Here is a 15,984-nt window from a genome sequence, read left to right as displayed (position 1 = left end):
CGCCGGCAGGGGCATTCTTTGCGCACAGAGCGGAACTGCCCGGGTTTTTGCCGCCTTTTAGGCGTTATGGGAAATCGGCCGCCGCGGTACGCTTGCTGCCATTGTCCCGTTTGACGTCCGAGGTATCTTCCATGGCGGTTTCTGGCCTGTCCGGCATCGAAAGCATGTTGCAACAGATGCGCGCCGTGGTGCGCACTGCCCAGAGCGGCGTGTCCGACCCCGCCCAGTTGTCGCCCGCGCCGTCGGGCTTCGCCTCCGAGCTGGCCGACTCCATCCGCCGCGTGTCCGCCGCGCAGAAGGCGGCCGGCGCGCAGGCGCAGGCGTTCGAGCTGGGCGCGCCTGACGTCTCGTTGAACGACGTCATGATCGATCTGCAGAAAGCCAGCATCGGCTTCCAGACCGCGGTGCAGGTCCGTAACCGCCTGGTATCGGCTTACCGCGAAGTCTCGTCGATGTCGATCTGATCTCTGCGCCGCCGCCCGGCGGGGCCGTCCCGTGGGGCGGCCAGGCATCAGTGCGGCCCGAATTCGTGGCGCAAGCGGTGCGGAAACGGCGAAACCATCAGCATGCTGCCGTCATCGAAACGTACCGGCGAAGATTGGCCCGTCTGGAATTGCAGCCAGGTGCCGTCGTGCAGTGTCGCCGTGAACTCCAGCGGCGCCTTGGCCAGGCGCCTGGCCAGGTCATCGGCGTAGCGCGGCAGGGCGCCATCGAGCCGCCAGAAGAACACCCTGGAACGTGCGTCCAGGCCCAGCAGCCTCACCGCCCATTGCATGCCTTGGCTGTCCCGCGCCTGGATGGCGCTGGACGGGTGCGCCAGCGAAGATAACGCGCCGCGGATGTCCGCGGGGCTTTGCAGCCAATCCTCGTGATCCGGTGCGTGGGACGGGGTGTGCACGATTGCCGTCCCCGTCAGGCCGAGGGGCGCGGGCCGATCGGCGGCGGCAGCGCCGGGGCGTCGCGGGCTTCCAGGCGGTACAGCCAGGCAAGCAACTCGGCCACGGCGGTGTAGAGCTGGGGCGGAATCTGCGAATCGAGGTCCACCTGCATGAGCAAGCCCACCAGCTCGGTCGATTCGTGCACATACAGATCGTGCTCGCGCGCGTTGCGGACGATCATGTCGGCCAGCTTGCCATAGCCTTTTGCAACGACCCGAGGCGCGTTGTCCTGTTCGTCGTACGAGATGGCGACGGCGGCGCGGCGGTCCGGATCGTCGGACGTGGGCGTGTCGATCATGGCTCAATGACGAAAGGCGAAGGCGGGAGGACGTCGACGTTGAGCTGGGTCAGGGTCAGCCCGGCCGCCGTCATGCGCTGGCGCAGGCCGTCACCGTGGCGGCTGAGTTCGGCGGCGCTGCGCGGCGCCGCCAGATGCATCATCAATTGGTTGTCCACGAGGTTGATGCGCGCCTCGACCAGTCCCAGGCGCGGCAGGTCCAGCTTGATGCGGGTGGCCCAGTGGCCGTCTTCGATTTCCGTGCCGCCTGCGGTGCGGTCGCGCTCGACTTCCCACTCCATTTCGGTATCGGGCCAGGGCTGGCCCTGCCACGCGACCGATTGGTTGGCCAGCACGTCCAGTTGCTGGCGCACCAGCAGCGTGGCGTCCGGGTGGATGCTGGCCAATGCCTGGGCGGGCGAGGAGGGCTGGCCACCGCCGCTCAGGGATACCGTGGCGCTGCTGGTGGAGGAGGGCTGCTGGGCCGTGTCGCGCGGCGCAAGCGCATCCGTCATCGCCTGGCGCGCGGCCGACGCGGCCGCGTCCGCCTGGCCCGGGGGCATGCGCATCCCGGCCTGGGGTTCGGCGGCCAACTGTCCAGGCGTGCGCTGGCCGTAGGCCATCTGGGTCAGGTGCGACTCGTAGAACAGCCCGCTGTTCTGCAGCACCGAGCGCAAGGCTTGCGCCAGCGCCGCGGGCGGCGGCGTGTCGGCCCGCGGCGCAACCGGGGCCGTCTCGCCTGCCGCGGGGGCCTGCGCCGGGCGGGCGGTGCCGGCCTGGGCTTGCGAGGCGGTGCCAGTCTGCGTTTGCGAGGCGGTACCGGCCTGGGCTTGCGAGGCCGTGCCTGTTTGCGGCGCCTGGGCGCTCGCGGGCGTGGCGCCGCCTGTGGATGCCCCGGCGGATGCCTGGCCGGCGTTGCCGCCACCGGTCGCCGTTGCCGGGGCGCCCGTGCGAGGGCCGGAGGGAGAGTCCGGGGAAGCGTCGTCGCCGGCGGCTGGCGTCCACAGCGGCGCGCGTCCGGCAATGGGAGGGGCTTTTTCGGGGAACAGGGCCAGCAAGGTCAGGATCGTGCGTGCGGTCATGCCCAGCGTCGTGGGGGCCGAGGCGGTGAGATCGCTACGTGTGACCAGCCCGCGCGCGGCCAGCGCCAGGGCGGCAGCCGTCTTGGCATCGGTGATGGCGTTCTGCCGGCCGTTGCCGGCGCCGTCGACCGTGTCCACCCCCTGGCGGGGGCCGCGCGTGGCGTTTTCCGTTCCGTCGGGGCGAGCACTTTCGCCGGGCTGCGTGACCGCGTCGGGGCGTGCGCCGGAAATCAGATTGGCATGCGCCGCCATCGTGGTCCCCAGCACGGCATCGAGCCGCTGGACCAGGATGTTGCCTAGCGCGGGGGGACCAATACTCATTTGCCCGCCGTTTGACCCCGATAGGCCGCCAGCAGCGATTGCTGGCGCTTCATGCGGCCCAGCAGGGTGCTCAGGCGCGCCAGTTGCGGCAGGGCGAGGTCGCGCACCGCGGCGTCATTTTCGAGAATGCGCACCAGCAGATCATGTTTCATGCTGCGTCCCGCCTCGTCCAGCGGCTGGCCGGGTTCGAGGTCGCGCAGGCGCTCAACGGTTTCGCAATACTGCTGGCCGTAGACCATTACCGAATCCCAGTCGTCCAGCTGTGCGGCATTAAGCATTGCACTGGTTATATTTGCAATGTCTAGATACAAATCGAGGGCAGGGGCATGCTGCATGAGGGACGGCATAAAGGTCTCGCAATCGAGGCGCGCTGGGTGGCCGCGAATCAGGCCGGATTGGCGGACGGGTGTGCGTCCACGGATTGCTGCCAGGCATCGGCCAGTTCGGCCAGCAGTTGGTCTGCGATGTCCAGTTGCTCGGTATCGGCCTTCAGGTTGGCCGTGAGCAGGGCGCGGAGTATGAAGTCGTACAGGCGGGAGAGATTGGCGGCGATCTCGCCGCCAACTTCCATGTTGAGACCTTGTTTCAGGCCTTCCTCGACGATGCGGGCAGCCTTGCTGATGGCCGCGCCGCGCTCGGCGATGCGGCCCGCTTCCATGTGGATGCGGGCTTGCGCGATCGCCGCCCGCGCGCCACTGAACAGCAGCGTGATCAAACGCTCCGGCCCGGCGCTCAATACCTGGGTTTCCAGGCCGATGTCCGTATAGGAACGAACCGAGTAAGAGCCCGTAGGGCGGCGCGAGGCGTAGGTCATGGGACGTCGGAGTAATTACTTGGTGGACGACGACAGGGCGGCGAATTGCTGGGTAAGGTAGCTGCTGGTGCTGTTCATCTGCGCCACCAGCACGCTGAGCTGCACGAATTGGGCGCGCATGGTGTCCAGCTCGCTGTTCAGGCGGGTTTCGGTGTTGTCGTGCTGCTCTTTGAGCGCATCGACGGTTTCCTGCAGGCCGTTCTGGCGGTTCTTGATGGAACCGCCGGTGCCCAGGATCGAATCCGTGGCCTTGGTGACGGAGGCGACCAGGCCCTTGGTGCCGGCCAGCACGCGCTCGACATCGGCGGGGTTGTTGGCCAGCGCGTCGGCCAGCTTGGTGGCGTCCACGCTCAGCGTGCCGGCGACGCCGGCCACCTTGTCGGGGTTGGAATTGATGCCCAGCGCGCCAAGCGTCTGCAGCGTGCCTTCGCCGCTGACGACCTGCAGGGCGCTGGCCAGGCTGCTCTGGATGTTGCGGACCGTGCTGTCGCCGGTCAGCGGGCTTTGCTGCTCGGCGGCGACGTCGAAGGCGGTCAGGTTGTACAGCGTGGTCTGCAGCGAGTTGTAGGCGGTCACGAACTTGGTGACGGCGTCCTTGATGGCCTGCGGGTCGCTGGTGATGGTGGCGATGGCCGTGTCGCCCACTTCGGCATCGGGCGCGATCTGGAAGGTGACGCCGCTGACCGCGTCGCTGACGCTGTTGGTGGCGCTCTTGACCTGGATGCCGTTGACGGTGAGCAGGGCGTCGGTAGCCTTGGTCTCGGTCAGGCCGCCGCCGGCGTTCGCGGCATCGAAGTTCAGCAGCGAGCCGAGGTTGCCGTCGTTGCCCGACACGGAAATCTTCGAGACGGCATTTGCCTCGCCTGTTTTCTTGCTGGTCAGGGACAGGTAGGAGCCGCCGTTGCCATCGTTGATGATGGTGGCGTGCACGCCGGCCGCGTCATTGGCGTTGATGGCCTTGGCCACGCCCTGCAGCGAGGTGTCGGTGACGCTGATGGACGTCTTGGTGCCGTCCTGCAGTTCGATTTCGAGGGTGGCGCTGGTGCCGTGCTTGGCCGTGGCGTTGGTGGGCGACGCGGACTGCAGGCGTTGCGCGGTGGCCACGGCATCGACCTGCAAGGAGTACTGGCCCGGCGTGGCGCCCGTGGTGGTCGTCACGGTGATGCTGTCGCCGGTGATGGCGCTTTTCACGGCGTTCAAGGTGTCGCTCTTGCCCAGCGCCTTGGCGGCGTCCAGCAGGGACTGGACACTGCTGGTGATCTGGCTGAACGACGAGATTTTTACCTCATAGCTTTCCTGACGCGAGGTGATCGCGTCCAGGGTGGTTTGGTTCGCCTCCTGCAACTGGGTGATGATGGTTTCCAGTTCCAGTGATGTGCCGGCGCCCAATGAGGTAATGGTGGCCATGAAAGACTCCTTGCTAGCGATAGAATTCTGTCAAAAAAACGTCCAATCGATCGGCCGGGAAGCGGCACAACGTTGGGCTATTTCAAAGAACTTGAAATAAATGCACCAATTTGGTGCGTTTGTTGCAATATACAGGGTGTCTGCCGGCCGGTCAGGCCGAGGTTTCCACCGCGTTGCCTTGCAGTTTCACGATCATCTTCGCGATGCGCAGCACGGCGTCGGATGGGATGGTGCGCACGACGTCGCCCGTCTTGGAGTCGACCACGGACACCACCACCCGGTTGATGTCGGGGTCGACTTCGAACTGTAGCTGGGTGGACCAGGCCTTCATCTGCTCATTGATGTCCTCGAGCGCCTTCTCGACCGATTGCGGCTGTTGCTGCGAGGGATCGGAACCGGTGTCGCGCGCGCCGCTGCTGTCGGTGGCGTTGCCGACTGGCGTGATGACCACGGCGGAATCGACGGCAACAGGCGTGGCCGGGGTGGGGGCGGGAGCCGCGGCAACTGCGGCGGCAGGATGAAGCGGACTTACGGCCATGATGTTTCGGCTCCGGCGAGGTGGGGGCGCGTTCGGTGTCAGCAAAATCTCAGTACCGATAACGGCAGGCCGGCACTGAACTTTAGGAGGGCCCGGCGGTCTGTCCGCAGGGGCGGCGAGAACCGTCTTTCGACCCCGCTTGCCGTGCGGACATGCGGGTAAACGCGGAAGCGGCTGGTACACTTGCGCGTGTTTCATTTTCGTGTCGCTGTTTATGCCGCTTTCGCGTCCCGATGCCGCCACGCCACTCAGCGGCTGGCTGCAGTACCTGGAGTCCCTGCATTCCCAAACCATCGATTTGGGGCTGGAGCGGGTCGGCGCCGTCGCGCAGCGGCTCGGCATCGAACTTGATGCGGTCAAGTTCGTGGTGGGCGGCACCAACGGCAAGGGGTCGACCTGTGCCATGCTCGAGGCCATCCTGCTGGCCGCCGGCTACAAGGTGGGGCTGTACACCTCGCCGCACCTGATCGATTTCAACGAGCGCGCCCGCATCAATGGCGAAATCGCCTCCGACGCCGCCTTCGTCGAGCAATTCCAGGCCGTCGAGGCGGCGCGCGGCGGCACCAGCCTGACCTATTTCGAATTCACCACGCTGGCCGTGCTGCGGATGTTCTCGCAGGCCGGCCTGGACGCCGTCGTGCTCGAGGTCGGCCTGGGTGGCCGGCTGGACGCCGTCAATATCGTGGACGCCGACTGCGCCGTCGTCACCAGCGTCGATCTCGACCATATGGATTACCTGGGCGACACGCGCGAGAAGATCGGCTTCGAGAAGGCGCATATCTTCCGCGCGGGCAAGCCGGCCGTCTGCAGTGACCCTGTTCCGCCGCAATCGCTGCTGGACCACGCGGCCGCCATCGGCGCCGACCTGTGGCTGTTCACGCGCGACTTCAATTATTCGGGCGACCGCCAGCAATGGGCCTATGGCGGCCGCGAGCAGCGCCGCCCCGCGCTGGCCTATCCGGCGCTGCGCGGGGCCAATCAATTGCTCAATGCCTCCGCCGCGCTGGCCGCGCTGGAGTCGGTCCGCGATCGCCTGCCGGTTCCGCAGCAGGCCGTGCGCATCGGCCTGCTGCAGGCCTCGCTGCCGGGCCGGTTTCAGATCCTGCCGGGCCAGCCGCTGGTCATCCTGGACGTCGCGCACAATCCGCACGCGGCCGCCGTGCTGGCGCAGAACCTGGACAACATGGGGTTCCATCCCTATACGCATGCGGTGTTCGGCATGCTGTCCGACAAGGACATCGCGGGGGTCGTCGCCAAGATCGGCACACGCATCGATCATTGGTATTGCGCGGGCCTTCCCGGACCGCGCGGGCTGGCGCCGCATGCGTTGGCCGATCAGGTCCGGGCCGCCTTGCCGGTGACGCCGGCAGGGGCCGAAGGTCCTTCCGTGCAGGCCTTCGACGACCCCGCCGCCGCCCATGCCGCGGCACGGGCCGCCGCGGGCGAGGGTGATAGAATTCTCGTGTTCGGGTCCTTCCTGACCGTGGCCGCCGTCTTGCAGGCACTGGGCCGTCGTGGATAGGGCACCGAACTGGGCGCAGACAGGCCGGATGCCTTATCCGGCCGCCAGGGGTTGATCTCGAATGGGATTGTTCACACGCAAAGATTCCGCCGCTGACATGGGTTCGTCGCGGCCGCGTCCATCCGTCTCCAGCGAAGCCCAGGCAGCCGAGTTGCGTGGCCGTGCGCGCCGCCGGCTGGCCGGCGCCGTGGTGCTGGTACTGGCCGCCGTCATCGTGCTGCCGATGGTGCTCGATTCCGAGCCCGTGCCGGTCGCCGACGACATCCCCATCCGCATTCCCAGCCGCGACACGCCGTACCAGCCGCAGGTCACCGATCCGCAGGCGCGGCCGGGCCCGGCGCCCGCCACCAATGGCACTGCGGCAACCGATCCGGCCGCTGATACGGCCGCGGCTCAAAGCCAAGCCCCGCAGGCGCAAAGCCAGCCGGCCACGCCGCCTGCGGCGCAGACGCCGGCGCCGCCCGTGCCGGGCCAGATCGCCAACAACACCGTGCCGGTTTCTCCCGCGCATCCCGTCACGCCGCCCAAGCCGGTCGAGACGAAGCCGGCCGAGCCCAGACCCGAGCCCGCCAAGCCCGAGACGCCCGCCAAGCCGCCCGCGAACAACACGCGCACCGACGACGGCGCGCGCGCCATGGCGCTGCTCGAAGGCCGTCCGGCGCCCGCCGCCTCGCAGCAGGCGCCCGCCGCCAAACCGGCGCAGGCGGGCAATTTCGTGTTGCAGATCGCCTCGTACGGCGCGCAGGCCGACGCACAGTCGCGCCGCACGCAATTGCACCAGGCAGGCATCACCAATGCATTCGTCGAGCAGGCCAGCATCAACGGCAAGCAACAGTACCGCCTGCGAGTCGGACCGTTTCCGTCGCGTGAGGCGGCCCAGGCGGCCCAGGCGCGCTTGCGCACGCTGGGCTACGACAACGGTTTCATTGCCGCGCAGTGACGGGGTTCGATTTCGTCGTCCTGGCCATTCTGGCGGTCTCCGGTGTGCTGGGGCTGGTCCGGGGCCTGCTGAAAGAGTTGCTGTCGCTGATCGCCTATCTGGCGGCGTTCGCCGCGGCGATCTGGTGGGGGCCAACGGTCTACGGCTGGCTCGAGCCCTATATCGAAACCACGTTGCTGCGCATGGCGGTGTCCTATGCGGTGGTGTTCATCGTGGTGCTGCTGGGCGTGGGGCTGGTCAACATGACATTGTCGGCGTTGATCCGCACCACCGGGCTTGGCCCGGCGGACCACGGACTGGGCGCCATGTTCGGATTGGCGCGCGGCCTGCTGATCATCGTGGTCCTGGTCGCCGCGGCGGGTTATACGCCGCTTCCCAAGGAGCCTTGGTGGGAAGGGGCCATGTTTTCGCATTCGGCGGTCGAGGCCGTCAAACATATCAAGTCATGGCTGCCGCCTACGCTGGCGGAATACCTGCCGTACTGATATTCGCTTTATTTAACAGGAACTACCATGTGTGGAATCGTCGGGGTCATCGGGCGCGGGCCGGTCAACCAGCTGCTCTATGACAGCCTGCTGCTGTTGCAGCACCGTGGCCAGGACGCCGCGGGCATCGCAACGTCCAGCGGCAATACCTTCAACATGTTCAAGGCCCACGGCCTGGTGCGCGACGTGTTCCGCACCCGGAACATGCGCGCGCTTCCCGGCTCCACCGGAGTGGGTCAGGTGCGCTACCCCACGGCCGGCTCCAGCGCCAGCGAGGAAGAGGCCCAGCCGTTCTACGTGAACGCGCCGTTCGGCATCATGTTCGCCCACAACGGCAATCTGACCAACTGGCGCGAACTGCGCGAGTCGCTCTACCGCGTCGATCGCCGCCACATCAACACCAATTCCGACTCCGAAGTCCTGCTGAACGTGCTGGCCCACGAGCTGCAGTCGGCGGCCAATGGCGTGTCGCTGGACGACGACGCGATGTTCCGTGCGGTGGCTGCCTTGCACAAGCGGGTGCGCGGCGCCTACGCCGTGGTGGCCCAGATTTCGGGCTATGGCCTGCTGGCCTTCCGTGATCCTTTCGGTATCCGTCCGCTGTGCATCGGCCGCCAGGAAACCGAAGAGGGCGTCGAGTGGATGGTGGCCTCCGAATCCGTGGCGCTGGAAGGCAGCGGCTTCAGCTTCGTGCGCGACGTCGAACCCGGCGAGGCCGTGTTCATCGATCTGGACGGCCGCCTGGTCAGCCGCCAGTGCGCCGACAATCCGCAACTGGTGCCCTGCATCTTCGAATACGTGTACTTCGCCCGGCCCGATTCGCTGATCGACGGCGTGTCGGTGTACAGCGCCCGCCTGCGCATGGGGGAATACCTGGCCGACAAGCTGGCGCGCAACATGCGCCTGGGCGACATCGACGTGGTCATGCCGATTCCCGATTCGTCGCGTCCGGCCGCCATGCAACTGGCCGCCCGCCTGAACCTGGATTACCGCGAGGGGCTCATCAAGAACCGCTACGTGGGCCGCACGTTCATCATGCCGGGCCAGGCCGTGCGCCGGAAGTCGGTGCGCCAGAAGCTGAACACCATCGGCGAAGAGTTCAAGGGCAAGAACGTGCTGCTGGTCGACGATTCGATCGTGCGCGGCACCACCAGCCGCGAAATCGTCGAAATGGCCCGTGCCGCCGGCGCCAACAAGGTGTATTTCGCCTCGGCAGCGCCTCCGGTGCGTTATCCCAACGTGTACGGCATCGACATGCCGACGCAGCAGGAGCTGATCGCCACCGGCCGCAGCGACGAGGAGATCGCACGCGCCATCGGCGCGGATGCGCTGGTCTACCAGGACCTGGAAGACATGCAGCAGGCGGTGCGCGACATCAATCCCGCGCTGTCGCGCTTCGAGGCCTCGTGCTTCGATGGCCAGTACATCACCGGCGACATCACCGCCGAATACCTGGCTCGCCTGAGCCAGTCGCGCGAGGGCAGTTCGGGCGACGAAGAGCGCAGCGGCGGTCTGCAGTTCAACATGGGCTACGCGGCCAACGACCAGTAAGACCCACGGTCAGCCCACTCCGGCGCGTGGCGGCCCGGCATTCGCCGGGCGCCGGGATCATGCCCGGCTGCCGCCGCGCAATGCCGCCGCCAGCGATACCAGCAGCACGATGGCGAACAGCGCCAGGCTCCAGAGTGCATATTCCACCCCCAGCACCTCCACCGAGGCGTCCATGCAGGTGGCGAAAATGCCGAAAAGCCATGGCACCGCGCCGTCCAGGCCGGTGGACACCATGAAGCGGTCGGCGAACGTCTGGTCGCACGACAGCATCTTGGCGGCCACCGTGTACTGGTACCAGGCGGCCACGATCCCCCCGGCCGACAGGATCGCCGTCAGCACGCCGGCAATGCGGGCCGCCACGGGCCCGCCTGCCGCGCCCAGCAGGGCGACGATGCCGATGGTCAGGTAGATAAGGCGCTGGAACACGCACCACGCGCACGGGGCATAGTCGTAGACGTGCTGCGAGATGAGCGCGATGCCGATGGCGGCGAAGCTCAGGAAGCTGATCAGAAGCAACGGACGCTTGCGAGAGGAGGGCATGGCGAGGGGGGCGCGGTGTATGGGTTGGAAGGGGATTCAGGCGTTGGCTGGCGGGTTGCCACGGTAAGGCGGCATGGGCCGGCCCGCGGCGCGGGCCTCGATTAGGCTGGCGGCGCGGCAATTGGTTGCATGCCCTGGCGCATCAATTCCAGCAGCAGTTCGCGCGAGCCGTCCCAGAAGATCTGCACGCCCAGGCACAACAGGATGAACGCGGACAGGCGCATGAACACCGCGGTGCCGTTTTCGCCCAGGCGGTGCAGGATCTGGGCGGCGAAGCGCAGGCAGGCGTACAGCGCCAGCGACACCACCACCAGTCCCGGCAGCGAGCCGGCCAGCCGCACCGCGCTGAGCAGCGGATTGTGGTCGCGCAGCGAGGCGCCGACCGTGATGGCGGCCGCGATGGTGCCGGGGCCGCAACTGATGGGGAATGTGAGGGGATAGAAGGCCCGCGAGCGCGCCATTTCGGGCGTGAACGATTCGGCCATGCGGGCCACCCGGCTGGTATCGGCGTCGGGCGAGTTCACCAGCCGCCAGGCGCTATGGATGACCAGGATGCCGCCGCCCACGCGCACGATGGCCAGCGAAATGCCGAAGAAGCTCAGCAGCAGGTTGCCGGCGACCATGGCGATGGTCATCATCAGCATGACGTTGATGGCGACGCGCTTGGACAGGCTGGCGCGTGTCTGCGCGGACGCGCCTTCGGTCAGCGTCCAGAAGATGGGCGCGACGGCGGGCGGATTCAGGAACGGCAGCAAGGTGGCCAGCGCGAAGAGAAAACTGCGGCCGAAGACGAGCAGGTATTCGTTGTACGGCATGCCGGCTGGCCCCACGAGGGAAGAAAACGGCGATTTTATGCGGGAACGGGTCCTGGGCCCGCCGCGATCAGGCCGCCGCCTGCTGTGGTGCCTCGTCGCCCGCCAGGGCCCGCAGCACCGCGCGTTCGAACTGCATCTGCGTGCGTGGCCGCTCCAGCGCGGAGCCCGAGATGATGAACACGTCCTCCACGCGGTCGCCCAGCGTCATGATCTTGGCCATGATCAGGCTGACGCCGTTGTCGGCGAACACGCGGCCCAGGGCGTGCAGCAGGCCCGGGCGATCGGTGGCGATGACCGACAGGCGCCACGAGCGGCTGCCCTCGTCCGGATCGAGCTCGGCTTGCGGCATGACCGGGAACAGCTTGGACAGGCGGGACTGGCGCGACCGGTAGTGCCGCACGGGCGGCAGTTGCGCCGCCACGTCGCGCGGCAGGCTGAGCCTTTCGGCCAGTTCGTGCTCGACCAGCGGGGCCAGGGTGCGCAGGTCGGACTGGCCCTCGGGCGGCAGCACGATATAGCTGTCCAGCGCCCAGCCGTGCCGCGTGGTGTGCACGCGGGCATCCTGGATGCTGAGCGACTTGGCGTCGAAATAAGCGCAGGTGTTGACGAACAGGTCGGGAACGTCGGGCGTGTAGACCATGATCTGCAGGCCTTCGCCCTGTTCGGTGGGGCGGGCGCGCACCACCGGGCGGTCGGGCGCCACCTGGTAGTACAGATGGCGGGTGTGCCAGGCGATTTCCGAGGCGTCGTGGCGCAGGAAATAGGCCACGTCCAGCTGGCGCCAGAAGGCCTCGCGGGCATCGTCGCGCAGGCCGGCCAGCCGGGTCAGGCTGGCGGCTTCCTCTTTGCGCTGCGACAGCACGGTGTGGGCGTCGGGATGCGCGCCGCCCAGGGCCGCCAGCGTCAGGCGATACAGGTCTTCCAGCAGCTTGCCCTTCCAGGCATTCCAGACCTTGGGGCTGGTGCCGCGGATGTCGGCGACCGTCAGCAGGTACAGGGCGGTCAGGTGGCGTTCGTCGCCGACCTGGGCGGCGAACTCCTGCACCACGGCGGGATCGCTCAGGTCGCGCTTCTGCGCCACGGCGGACATCAGCAGGTGCTGGCGCACCAGGAATTCGGCCAGTTCGGCGTCCGCCGGGTCCATGCCGTGATCGTGCGCGAAGCGTCGCACCTCGCGCGCGCCCAGCTCGGAATGATCGCCGCCCCGGCCCTTGGCGATGTCGTGGAACAGCGCGGCCACGTACAGCACCCAGTGGTCGTCCAGGCTGGCGATCAACTGGCTGGCAAAGGGGTATTCCTGGGCGTGCTCGGGCATGGTGAAGCGCCGCACGTTGCGCACCACGGCCAGCGTGTGCTGGTCGACGGTATAGACGTGGAACAGATCGTGCTGCATCTGCCCGACGATGCGGCGGAACACCGGCAGGTAGCGCGGCAGGATATTCAGCATCGTCATCCGGCGCAGTTCGTGCACGATGCCGCGCGGCTGCTGCAGGATCTGCAGGAACAGCCTGCGGTTGACCGGATTGCGGCGGAATTGCGCGTCGATGCGATGGCGCGAATGCCAGATGGCGCGCATCGTGCGCGCCGACATGCCGTTCAGTTCGGGCTGCTGCTGCATCACCAGGAAGGCGCGCAGCAGCAGGGTGGGATTGCGCTCGAAGCAGTCGTCGCGGACGATGTCGAGCCGGTCGTGCAGGTTGCGGAAATCCTCGTCGATCTGGCGCGCGTCCCCTTCGGGGCGGGGAAACAGCCGCTCTTCGATGTTCTGCACCAGGATCACATTGAGTTGCGTCACCAGGCGCGCGGCCCAGTAATAGCGCTGCATCAGCAGTTCGCTGGCGCGCCGCGTGGCCGTGGCATGGATGCCGTAGACCTCGGCCAGGCCCGATTGCAGGTCGAACAGCACGCGGTCCTCGCGGCGGCCGGTCAGCAGGTGCAGCTCGATGCGCAGGCGCTTGAACGCCTGTTCGGCGCGGCGCAGGTCGCGCGCCTCGGTGGGGGTGAGCAGGCCGGCCTGCGAGACTTCACGCCAGGTGCCGCCGAAATCCGCCGCGCGCGCCATCCACATGATGACCTGCAGATCGCGCAGGCCGCCAGGGGATTCCTTGCAGTTGGGTTCGAGCGAATAGGGCGAGTCGCGGTGGCGCGCATGGCGCTGCTGCATCTCGACCCGCTTGGCCTGGAAGAAGGCGCGGGCATCGAGCCGGTCGTGCATGGCCTGCTCGAAACGCTTCATCAGCGACCGGCTGCCGGCCAGCCAGCGGGATTCGAGCAGGGCGGTCTCGACGGTGATGTCGGCCTGGGCCTCCTGTTCGCAATCCTCGATGGTGCGCACGCTGTGGCCGGGCTCGAGGCCCAGGTCCCAGAGCGAGGCCACCAGTTGCTCGATGGCGCCTTCGTCCCGGGGGGCGGGCGCCTGCGGCAGCAGGATCAGCAGGTCGACGTCGGAGTGCGGGTACAGTTCGCCGCGCCCATAGCCGCCCACGGCCGCCAGGGTGGCCCCCGCCGGCAGCGGACATAGCCGCACCAGCTCGCGCAGCGCCTGGTCGACGATGCGGCGCAGTTCGGCCAGCAGCGGATCGGGGCGGTGATGCTCGCGGAATTCGGCGATGGCTGCCGCGCGGGCCGCCTGCATGCGCGTCTTGATCGGGGTGAGGTCTACGGGATCCATGCGGGCGGCCTACGGGTTGCGGCGGGGTCAGAGCGCCGGAATGGTGACGGGCTCGGTGATGAAGGCCGGCGGGGGCGGCATGCCGGGCGACACGGTCAGGACCTCGTAGCCGGTCTCGGTGACACACACCGCGTGTTCCCATTGGGCGGACAGGCTATGATCGCGCGTGACCACGGTCCAGCCATCGGACAACTGGCGGATCTCGCGGCGGCCGGCGTTGATCATCGGCTCGATGGTGAACAGCATGCCGGTGGTCAGGCGCACGCCGGTGCCTGGCTTGCCGTAATGCAGCACCTGCGGATCTTCGTGGAAGCGGCGGCCGATGCCGTGGCCGCAGAACTCGCGCACCACCGAGAAACCATGCGACTCCGCGTGCTTCTGGATGGCCGAGCCCACGTCGCCCAGCGTGGCGCCGTTGCGCACCTGCTGGATGCCCTTCCACATGCATTCGAAGGTGATGTCGGCCAGGCGGCGCGACAGGATCGACGGTTCGCCCACGTGGTACATGCGGCTGGTGTCGCCGAACCAGCCGTCCTTGATGATGGTGACGTCGATGTTCAGCGAGTCGCCGTTCTTCAGCACCTTGTCGCCCGGGATGCCGTGGCAGATCTGGTGGTTGACGGACGTACAGATGGCGCCGGGGAAGGGCGGGTAGCCCGGCGGCGCGTAGCCCACGGTGGCGGACTTCACCTTCAGCTCTTCCGTCAGGTATTGCAGGCAGAGGCGGTCGAGCTCGCCCGTGGTGACACCCGGCTTGACGTAGGGGGTGATGAAGTCGAGGATCTTGGCGGCGTCCTGGCAGGCGGCGCGCATTTTGGCCAGGTCGGCCGGATCGGTTACGAGTCCCATGTATCTCTTGTTCGGCTCGCCCCACGGTGCTTGTGTGCGCCGCGACTTGAGCAGTTGCTTGGAAAGATAGTAGAATTATAGGCTTTCCCGAAATTTCGGGAAACGGAAGGGTAAAAACACACCTCTTGTCAGAGACGGTCAGGGGCGGCTCGATACGCTGTTCCTGGTCGGGGTTTTACCCAAAATGAAATCGCGCGTCGTGCCGCAAAGGGTCCGGTGGGAAGCAAAGGGCGTTTAAGGCTCATTTCATGGAGCTGCCCGATTCACCCCGCTGGTACTGGCATGGATGCAAGACCCAACCCTTGGAGATTTGATATGTCCCTCATGCGTGAAATGCTCGAAGCCGGCGTCCACTTCGGCCACCAGACCCGTTACTGGAACCCGAAGATGGCTCCCTACATCTTCGGCCATCGTAACAAGATCCACATCGTCAACCTGGAAAAGACGGTCGAGAAGTACCAGGAAGCCACCAAGTTCGTGAAGCAGCTGGCTGCCCGCGGCGGCAACATCCTGTTCGTCGGCACGAAGCGCGCCGCCCGCGAGCTGGTCGCCGCCGAAGCCGCCCGTTGCGGCATGCCCTACGTCGACGCCCGCTGGCTCGGCGGCATGCTGACCAACTTCAAGACGGTCAAGACCTCGATCAAGCGCCTGAAGGACATGGAAGTCGTCGTCGCCGAAGGCGGCGCCGAGCGCATGATCAAGAAGGAAGGCCTGCTGTTCGAGCGCGAGCTGGACAAGCTGAACAAGTCGATCGGCGGCATCAAGGACATGAACGGCCTGCCCGACGCCCTGTTCATCATCGACGTCGGCTACCACAAGATCGCCGTGGCCGAAGCCCGCGTGCTGGGCATTCCGGTGGTCGCCGTGGTTGACACCAACCACTCGCCCGACGGCATCGACTACATCATCCCTGGCAACGACGACTCGGCCAAGGCCATCGCGCTGTACGCCAAGGGCATCGCCGACGCCGTGCTGGAAGGCCGCGAACAGAACATCAACGGTCTGGTCGAAGAGCTGGGCGAAGGCCAGGAAGAGTTCGTCGAAGTCCAGGACAGCCAGGCCTAATTCGCCTGTCATGTCCGGCGGCTAGGATGGGGCGGGGTGACCCGCCCGCCGTCCGGCCGCCAAGCCGCGGCGCACGGAATGCGCCCGCCCGCCGCATGCCGGCGGGGCCGTCCGCCTCGTAACATCCATACCCTTGCCCCGGTCCTTTCCGGGGCATGTCTTAGCGAAA

The 15,984-nt window shown here is 67.1% G+C and carries 17 protein-coding genes; 6 read left to right on the top strand and 11 right to left on the bottom strand.

All coding sequences use genetic code 11. The features are described from left to right. Nucleotides 1-131 precede the first annotated feature (131 nt). The gene (gene fliE / locus A6745_RS16760) at nt 132-464 is read left to right on the top strand and encodes a flagellar hook-basal body complex protein FliE (protein WP_066129535.1); all 333 of its coding nucleotides are present in this window, start codon (nt 132-134) and stop codon (nt 462-464) included. Between the two features lie 47 nt (nt 465-511). On the opposite strand, the gene A6745_RS27945 is transcribed toward fliE, so the two are convergent. From A6745_RS27945 to A6745_RS16725, 7 genes are all read right to left on the bottom strand, one after another. Beyond that, nucleotides 512-898: a hypothetical protein gene (locus A6745_RS27945; protein ID WP_197488178.1), complete on the bottom strand. Its 387-nt coding sequence runs from the start codon at nt 896-898 to the stop codon at nt 512-514. Between the two features lie 14 nt (nt 899-912). Beyond that, on the bottom strand, nt 913-1,236 hold the full coding sequence (locus tag A6745_RS16750) for an EscU/YscU/HrcU family type III secretion system export apparatus switch protein (RefSeq protein WP_066129529.1): 324 nt from the start codon (nt 1,234-1,236) through the stop codon (nt 913-915). Then, on the bottom strand, nt 1,233-2,618 hold the full coding sequence (locus A6745_RS16745) for a flagellar hook-length control protein FliK (RefSeq protein WP_066129526.1): 1,386 nt from the start codon (nt 2,616-2,618) through the stop codon (nt 1,233-1,235). Before A6745_RS16745 ends, A6745_RS16750 begins: the two co-directional genes overlap by 4 nt. Further along, the gene (locus A6745_RS16740) at nt 2,615-2,965 is read right to left on the bottom strand and encodes a flagellar protein FliT (protein WP_156513432.1); all 351 of its coding nucleotides are present in this window, start codon (nt 2,963-2,965) and stop codon (nt 2,615-2,617) included. Before A6745_RS16740 ends, A6745_RS16745 begins: the two co-directional genes overlap by 4 nt. A 38-nt stretch (nt 2,966-3,003) precedes the next feature. Next, nucleotides 3,004-3,432 carry a flagellar export chaperone FliS gene (fliS, locus tag A6745_RS16735; protein ID WP_066129523.1) on the bottom strand — a complete coding sequence of 143 codons (429 nt, stop codon included), beginning with the start codon at nt 3,430-3,432 and terminating at the stop codon, nt 3,004-3,006. A gap of 15 nt (nt 3,433-3,447) precedes the next feature. Continuing rightward, nucleotides 3,448-4,839 carry a flagellar filament capping protein FliD gene (fliD, locus tag A6745_RS16730; RefSeq protein ID WP_066129520.1) on the bottom strand — a complete coding sequence of 464 codons (1,392 nt, stop codon included), beginning with the start codon at nt 4,837-4,839 and terminating at the stop codon, nt 3,448-3,450. A 151-nt stretch (nt 4,840-4,990) separates the two neighbouring features. Beyond that, the gene (locus A6745_RS16725; protein ID WP_066129517.1) at nt 4,991-5,377 is read right to left on the bottom strand and encodes a flagellar protein FlaG; all 387 of its coding nucleotides are present in this window, start codon (nt 5,375-5,377) and stop codon (nt 4,991-4,993) included. 214 nt (nt 5,378-5,591) lie between these two features. Between A6745_RS16725 and folC the strand changes: the two genes are divergently transcribed. From folC to purF, 4 genes are all read left to right on the top strand, one after another. After that, nucleotides 5,592-6,899, top strand: a complete 1,308-nt coding sequence (gene folC, locus A6745_RS16720) for a bifunctional tetrahydrofolate synthase/dihydrofolate synthase (protein WP_066129514.1) — start codon at nt 5,592-5,594, stop codon at nt 6,897-6,899. A 61-nt stretch (nt 6,900-6,960) separates the two neighbouring features. Beyond that, the gene (locus A6745_RS16715; RefSeq protein WP_066129511.1) at nt 6,961-7,839 is read left to right on the top strand and encodes an SPOR domain-containing protein; all 879 of its coding nucleotides are present in this window, start codon (nt 6,961-6,963) and stop codon (nt 7,837-7,839) included. Then, nucleotides 7,836-8,324 carry a CvpA family protein gene (locus A6745_RS16710; RefSeq protein WP_066129508.1) on the top strand — a complete coding sequence of 163 codons (489 nt, stop codon included), beginning with the start codon at nt 7,836-7,838 and terminating at the stop codon, nt 8,322-8,324. Before A6745_RS16715 ends, A6745_RS16710 begins: the two co-directional genes overlap by 4 nt. 27 nt (nt 8,325-8,351) lie before the next feature. Continuing rightward, a complete protein-coding gene (gene purF / locus A6745_RS16705) occupies nt 8,352-9,875 on the top strand; it encodes an amidophosphoribosyltransferase (protein WP_066129505.1) in 1,524 nt (507 codons plus the stop codon). Nucleotides 9,876-9,932: 57 nt separating this feature from the next. Here purF and A6745_RS16700 read toward each other — a convergent pair whose 3' ends face one another. From A6745_RS16700 to map, 4 genes are all read right to left on the bottom strand, one after another. Beyond that, on the bottom strand, nt 9,933-10,415 hold the full coding sequence (locus A6745_RS16700; RefSeq protein ID WP_066129503.1) for a disulfide bond formation protein B: 483 nt from the start codon (nt 10,413-10,415) through the stop codon (nt 9,933-9,935). 101 nt (nt 10,416-10,516) lie between these two features. Beyond that, nucleotides 10,517-11,230: a MarC family protein gene (locus tag A6745_RS16695; protein ID WP_066129502.1), complete on the bottom strand. Its 714-nt coding sequence runs from the start codon at nt 11,228-11,230 to the stop codon at nt 10,517-10,519. A 67-nt stretch (nt 11,231-11,297) separates the two neighbouring features. Then, the gene (locus tag A6745_RS16690; RefSeq protein WP_066129500.1) at nt 11,298-13,901 is read right to left on the bottom strand and encodes a [protein-PII] uridylyltransferase; all 2,604 of its coding nucleotides are present in this window, start codon (nt 13,899-13,901) and stop codon (nt 11,298-11,300) included. A gap of 27 nt (nt 13,902-13,928) precedes the next feature. Beyond that, a complete protein-coding gene (gene map, locus A6745_RS16685; RefSeq protein WP_066129497.1) occupies nt 13,929-14,750 on the bottom strand; it encodes a type I methionyl aminopeptidase in 822 nt (273 codons plus the stop codon). Between the two features lie 315 nt (nt 14,751-15,065). Between map and rpsB the strand changes: the two genes are divergently transcribed. Continuing rightward, nucleotides 15,066-15,815: a 30S ribosomal protein S2 gene (rpsB, locus tag A6745_RS16680; protein ID WP_066129496.1), complete on the top strand. Its 750-nt coding sequence runs from the start codon at nt 15,066-15,068 to the stop codon at nt 15,813-15,815. Nucleotides 15,816-15,984: the final 169 nt, after the last annotated feature.

The sequence above is a fragment of the Bordetella ansorpii genome (assembly GCF_900078705.1).
GTDB classification, from domain to species: Bacteria; Pseudomonadota; Gammaproteobacteria; order Burkholderiales; family Burkholderiaceae_B; genus Bordetella; species Bordetella ansorpii_A.
The sequence above is the reverse complement of the archived record's forward strand: the minus strand, read 5'-3'. Positions and strand labels throughout refer to the sequence as shown.

Bases quoted from the DNA above. Each gene is read 5' to 3' on its own strand.
- fliE (WP_066129535.1), top strand. From the start codon at position 132: ATGGCGGTTTCTGGCCTGTCCGGCATCGAAAGCATGTTGCAACAGATG.
- A6745_RS16750 (WP_066129529.1), bottom strand. From the start codon at position 1,236: ATGATCGACACGCCCACGTCCGACGATCCGGACCGCCGCGCCGCCGTC.
- A6745_RS16745 (WP_066129526.1), bottom strand. From the start codon at position 2,618: ATGAGTATTGGTCCCCCCGCGCTAGGCAACATCCTGGTCCAGCGGCTC.
- A6745_RS16740 (WP_156513432.1), bottom strand. From the start codon at position 2,965: ATGCCGTCCCTCATGCAGCATGCCCCTGCCCTCGATTTGTATCTAGAC.
- fliS (WP_066129523.1), bottom strand. From the start codon at position 3,432: ATGACCTACGCCTCGCGCCGCCCTACGGGCTCTTACTCGGTTCGTTCC.
- fliD (WP_066129520.1), bottom strand. From the start codon at position 4,839: ATGGCCACCATTACCTCATTGGGCGCCGGCACATCACTGGAACTGGAA.
- A6745_RS16725 (WP_066129517.1), bottom strand. From the start codon at position 5,377: ATGGCCGTAAGTCCGCTTCATCCTGCCGCCGCAGTTGCCGCGGCTCCC.
- folC (WP_066129514.1), top strand. From the start codon at position 5,592: ATGCCGCTTTCGCGTCCCGATGCCGCCACGCCACTCAGCGGCTGGCTG.
- A6745_RS16715 (WP_066129511.1), top strand. From the start codon at position 6,961: ATGGGATTGTTCACACGCAAAGATTCCGCCGCTGACATGGGTTCGTCG.
- purF (WP_066129505.1), top strand. From the start codon at position 8,352: ATGTGTGGAATCGTCGGGGTCATCGGGCGCGGGCCGGTCAACCAGCTG.
- A6745_RS16700 (WP_066129503.1), bottom strand. From the start codon at position 10,415: ATGCCCTCCTCTCGCAAGCGTCCGTTGCTTCTGATCAGCTTCCTGAGC.
- A6745_RS16695 (WP_066129502.1), bottom strand. From the start codon at position 11,230: ATGCCGTACAACGAATACCTGCTCGTCTTCGGCCGCAGTTTTCTCTTC.
- A6745_RS16690 (WP_066129500.1), bottom strand. From the start codon at position 13,901: ATGGATCCCGTAGACCTCACCCCGATCAAGACGCGCATGCAGGCGGCC.
- map (WP_066129497.1), bottom strand. From the start codon at position 14,750: ATGGGACTCGTAACCGATCCGGCCGACCTGGCCAAAATGCGCGCCGCC.
- rpsB (WP_066129496.1), top strand. From the start codon at position 15,066: ATGTCCCTCATGCGTGAAATGCTCGAAGCCGGCGTCCACTTCGGCCAC.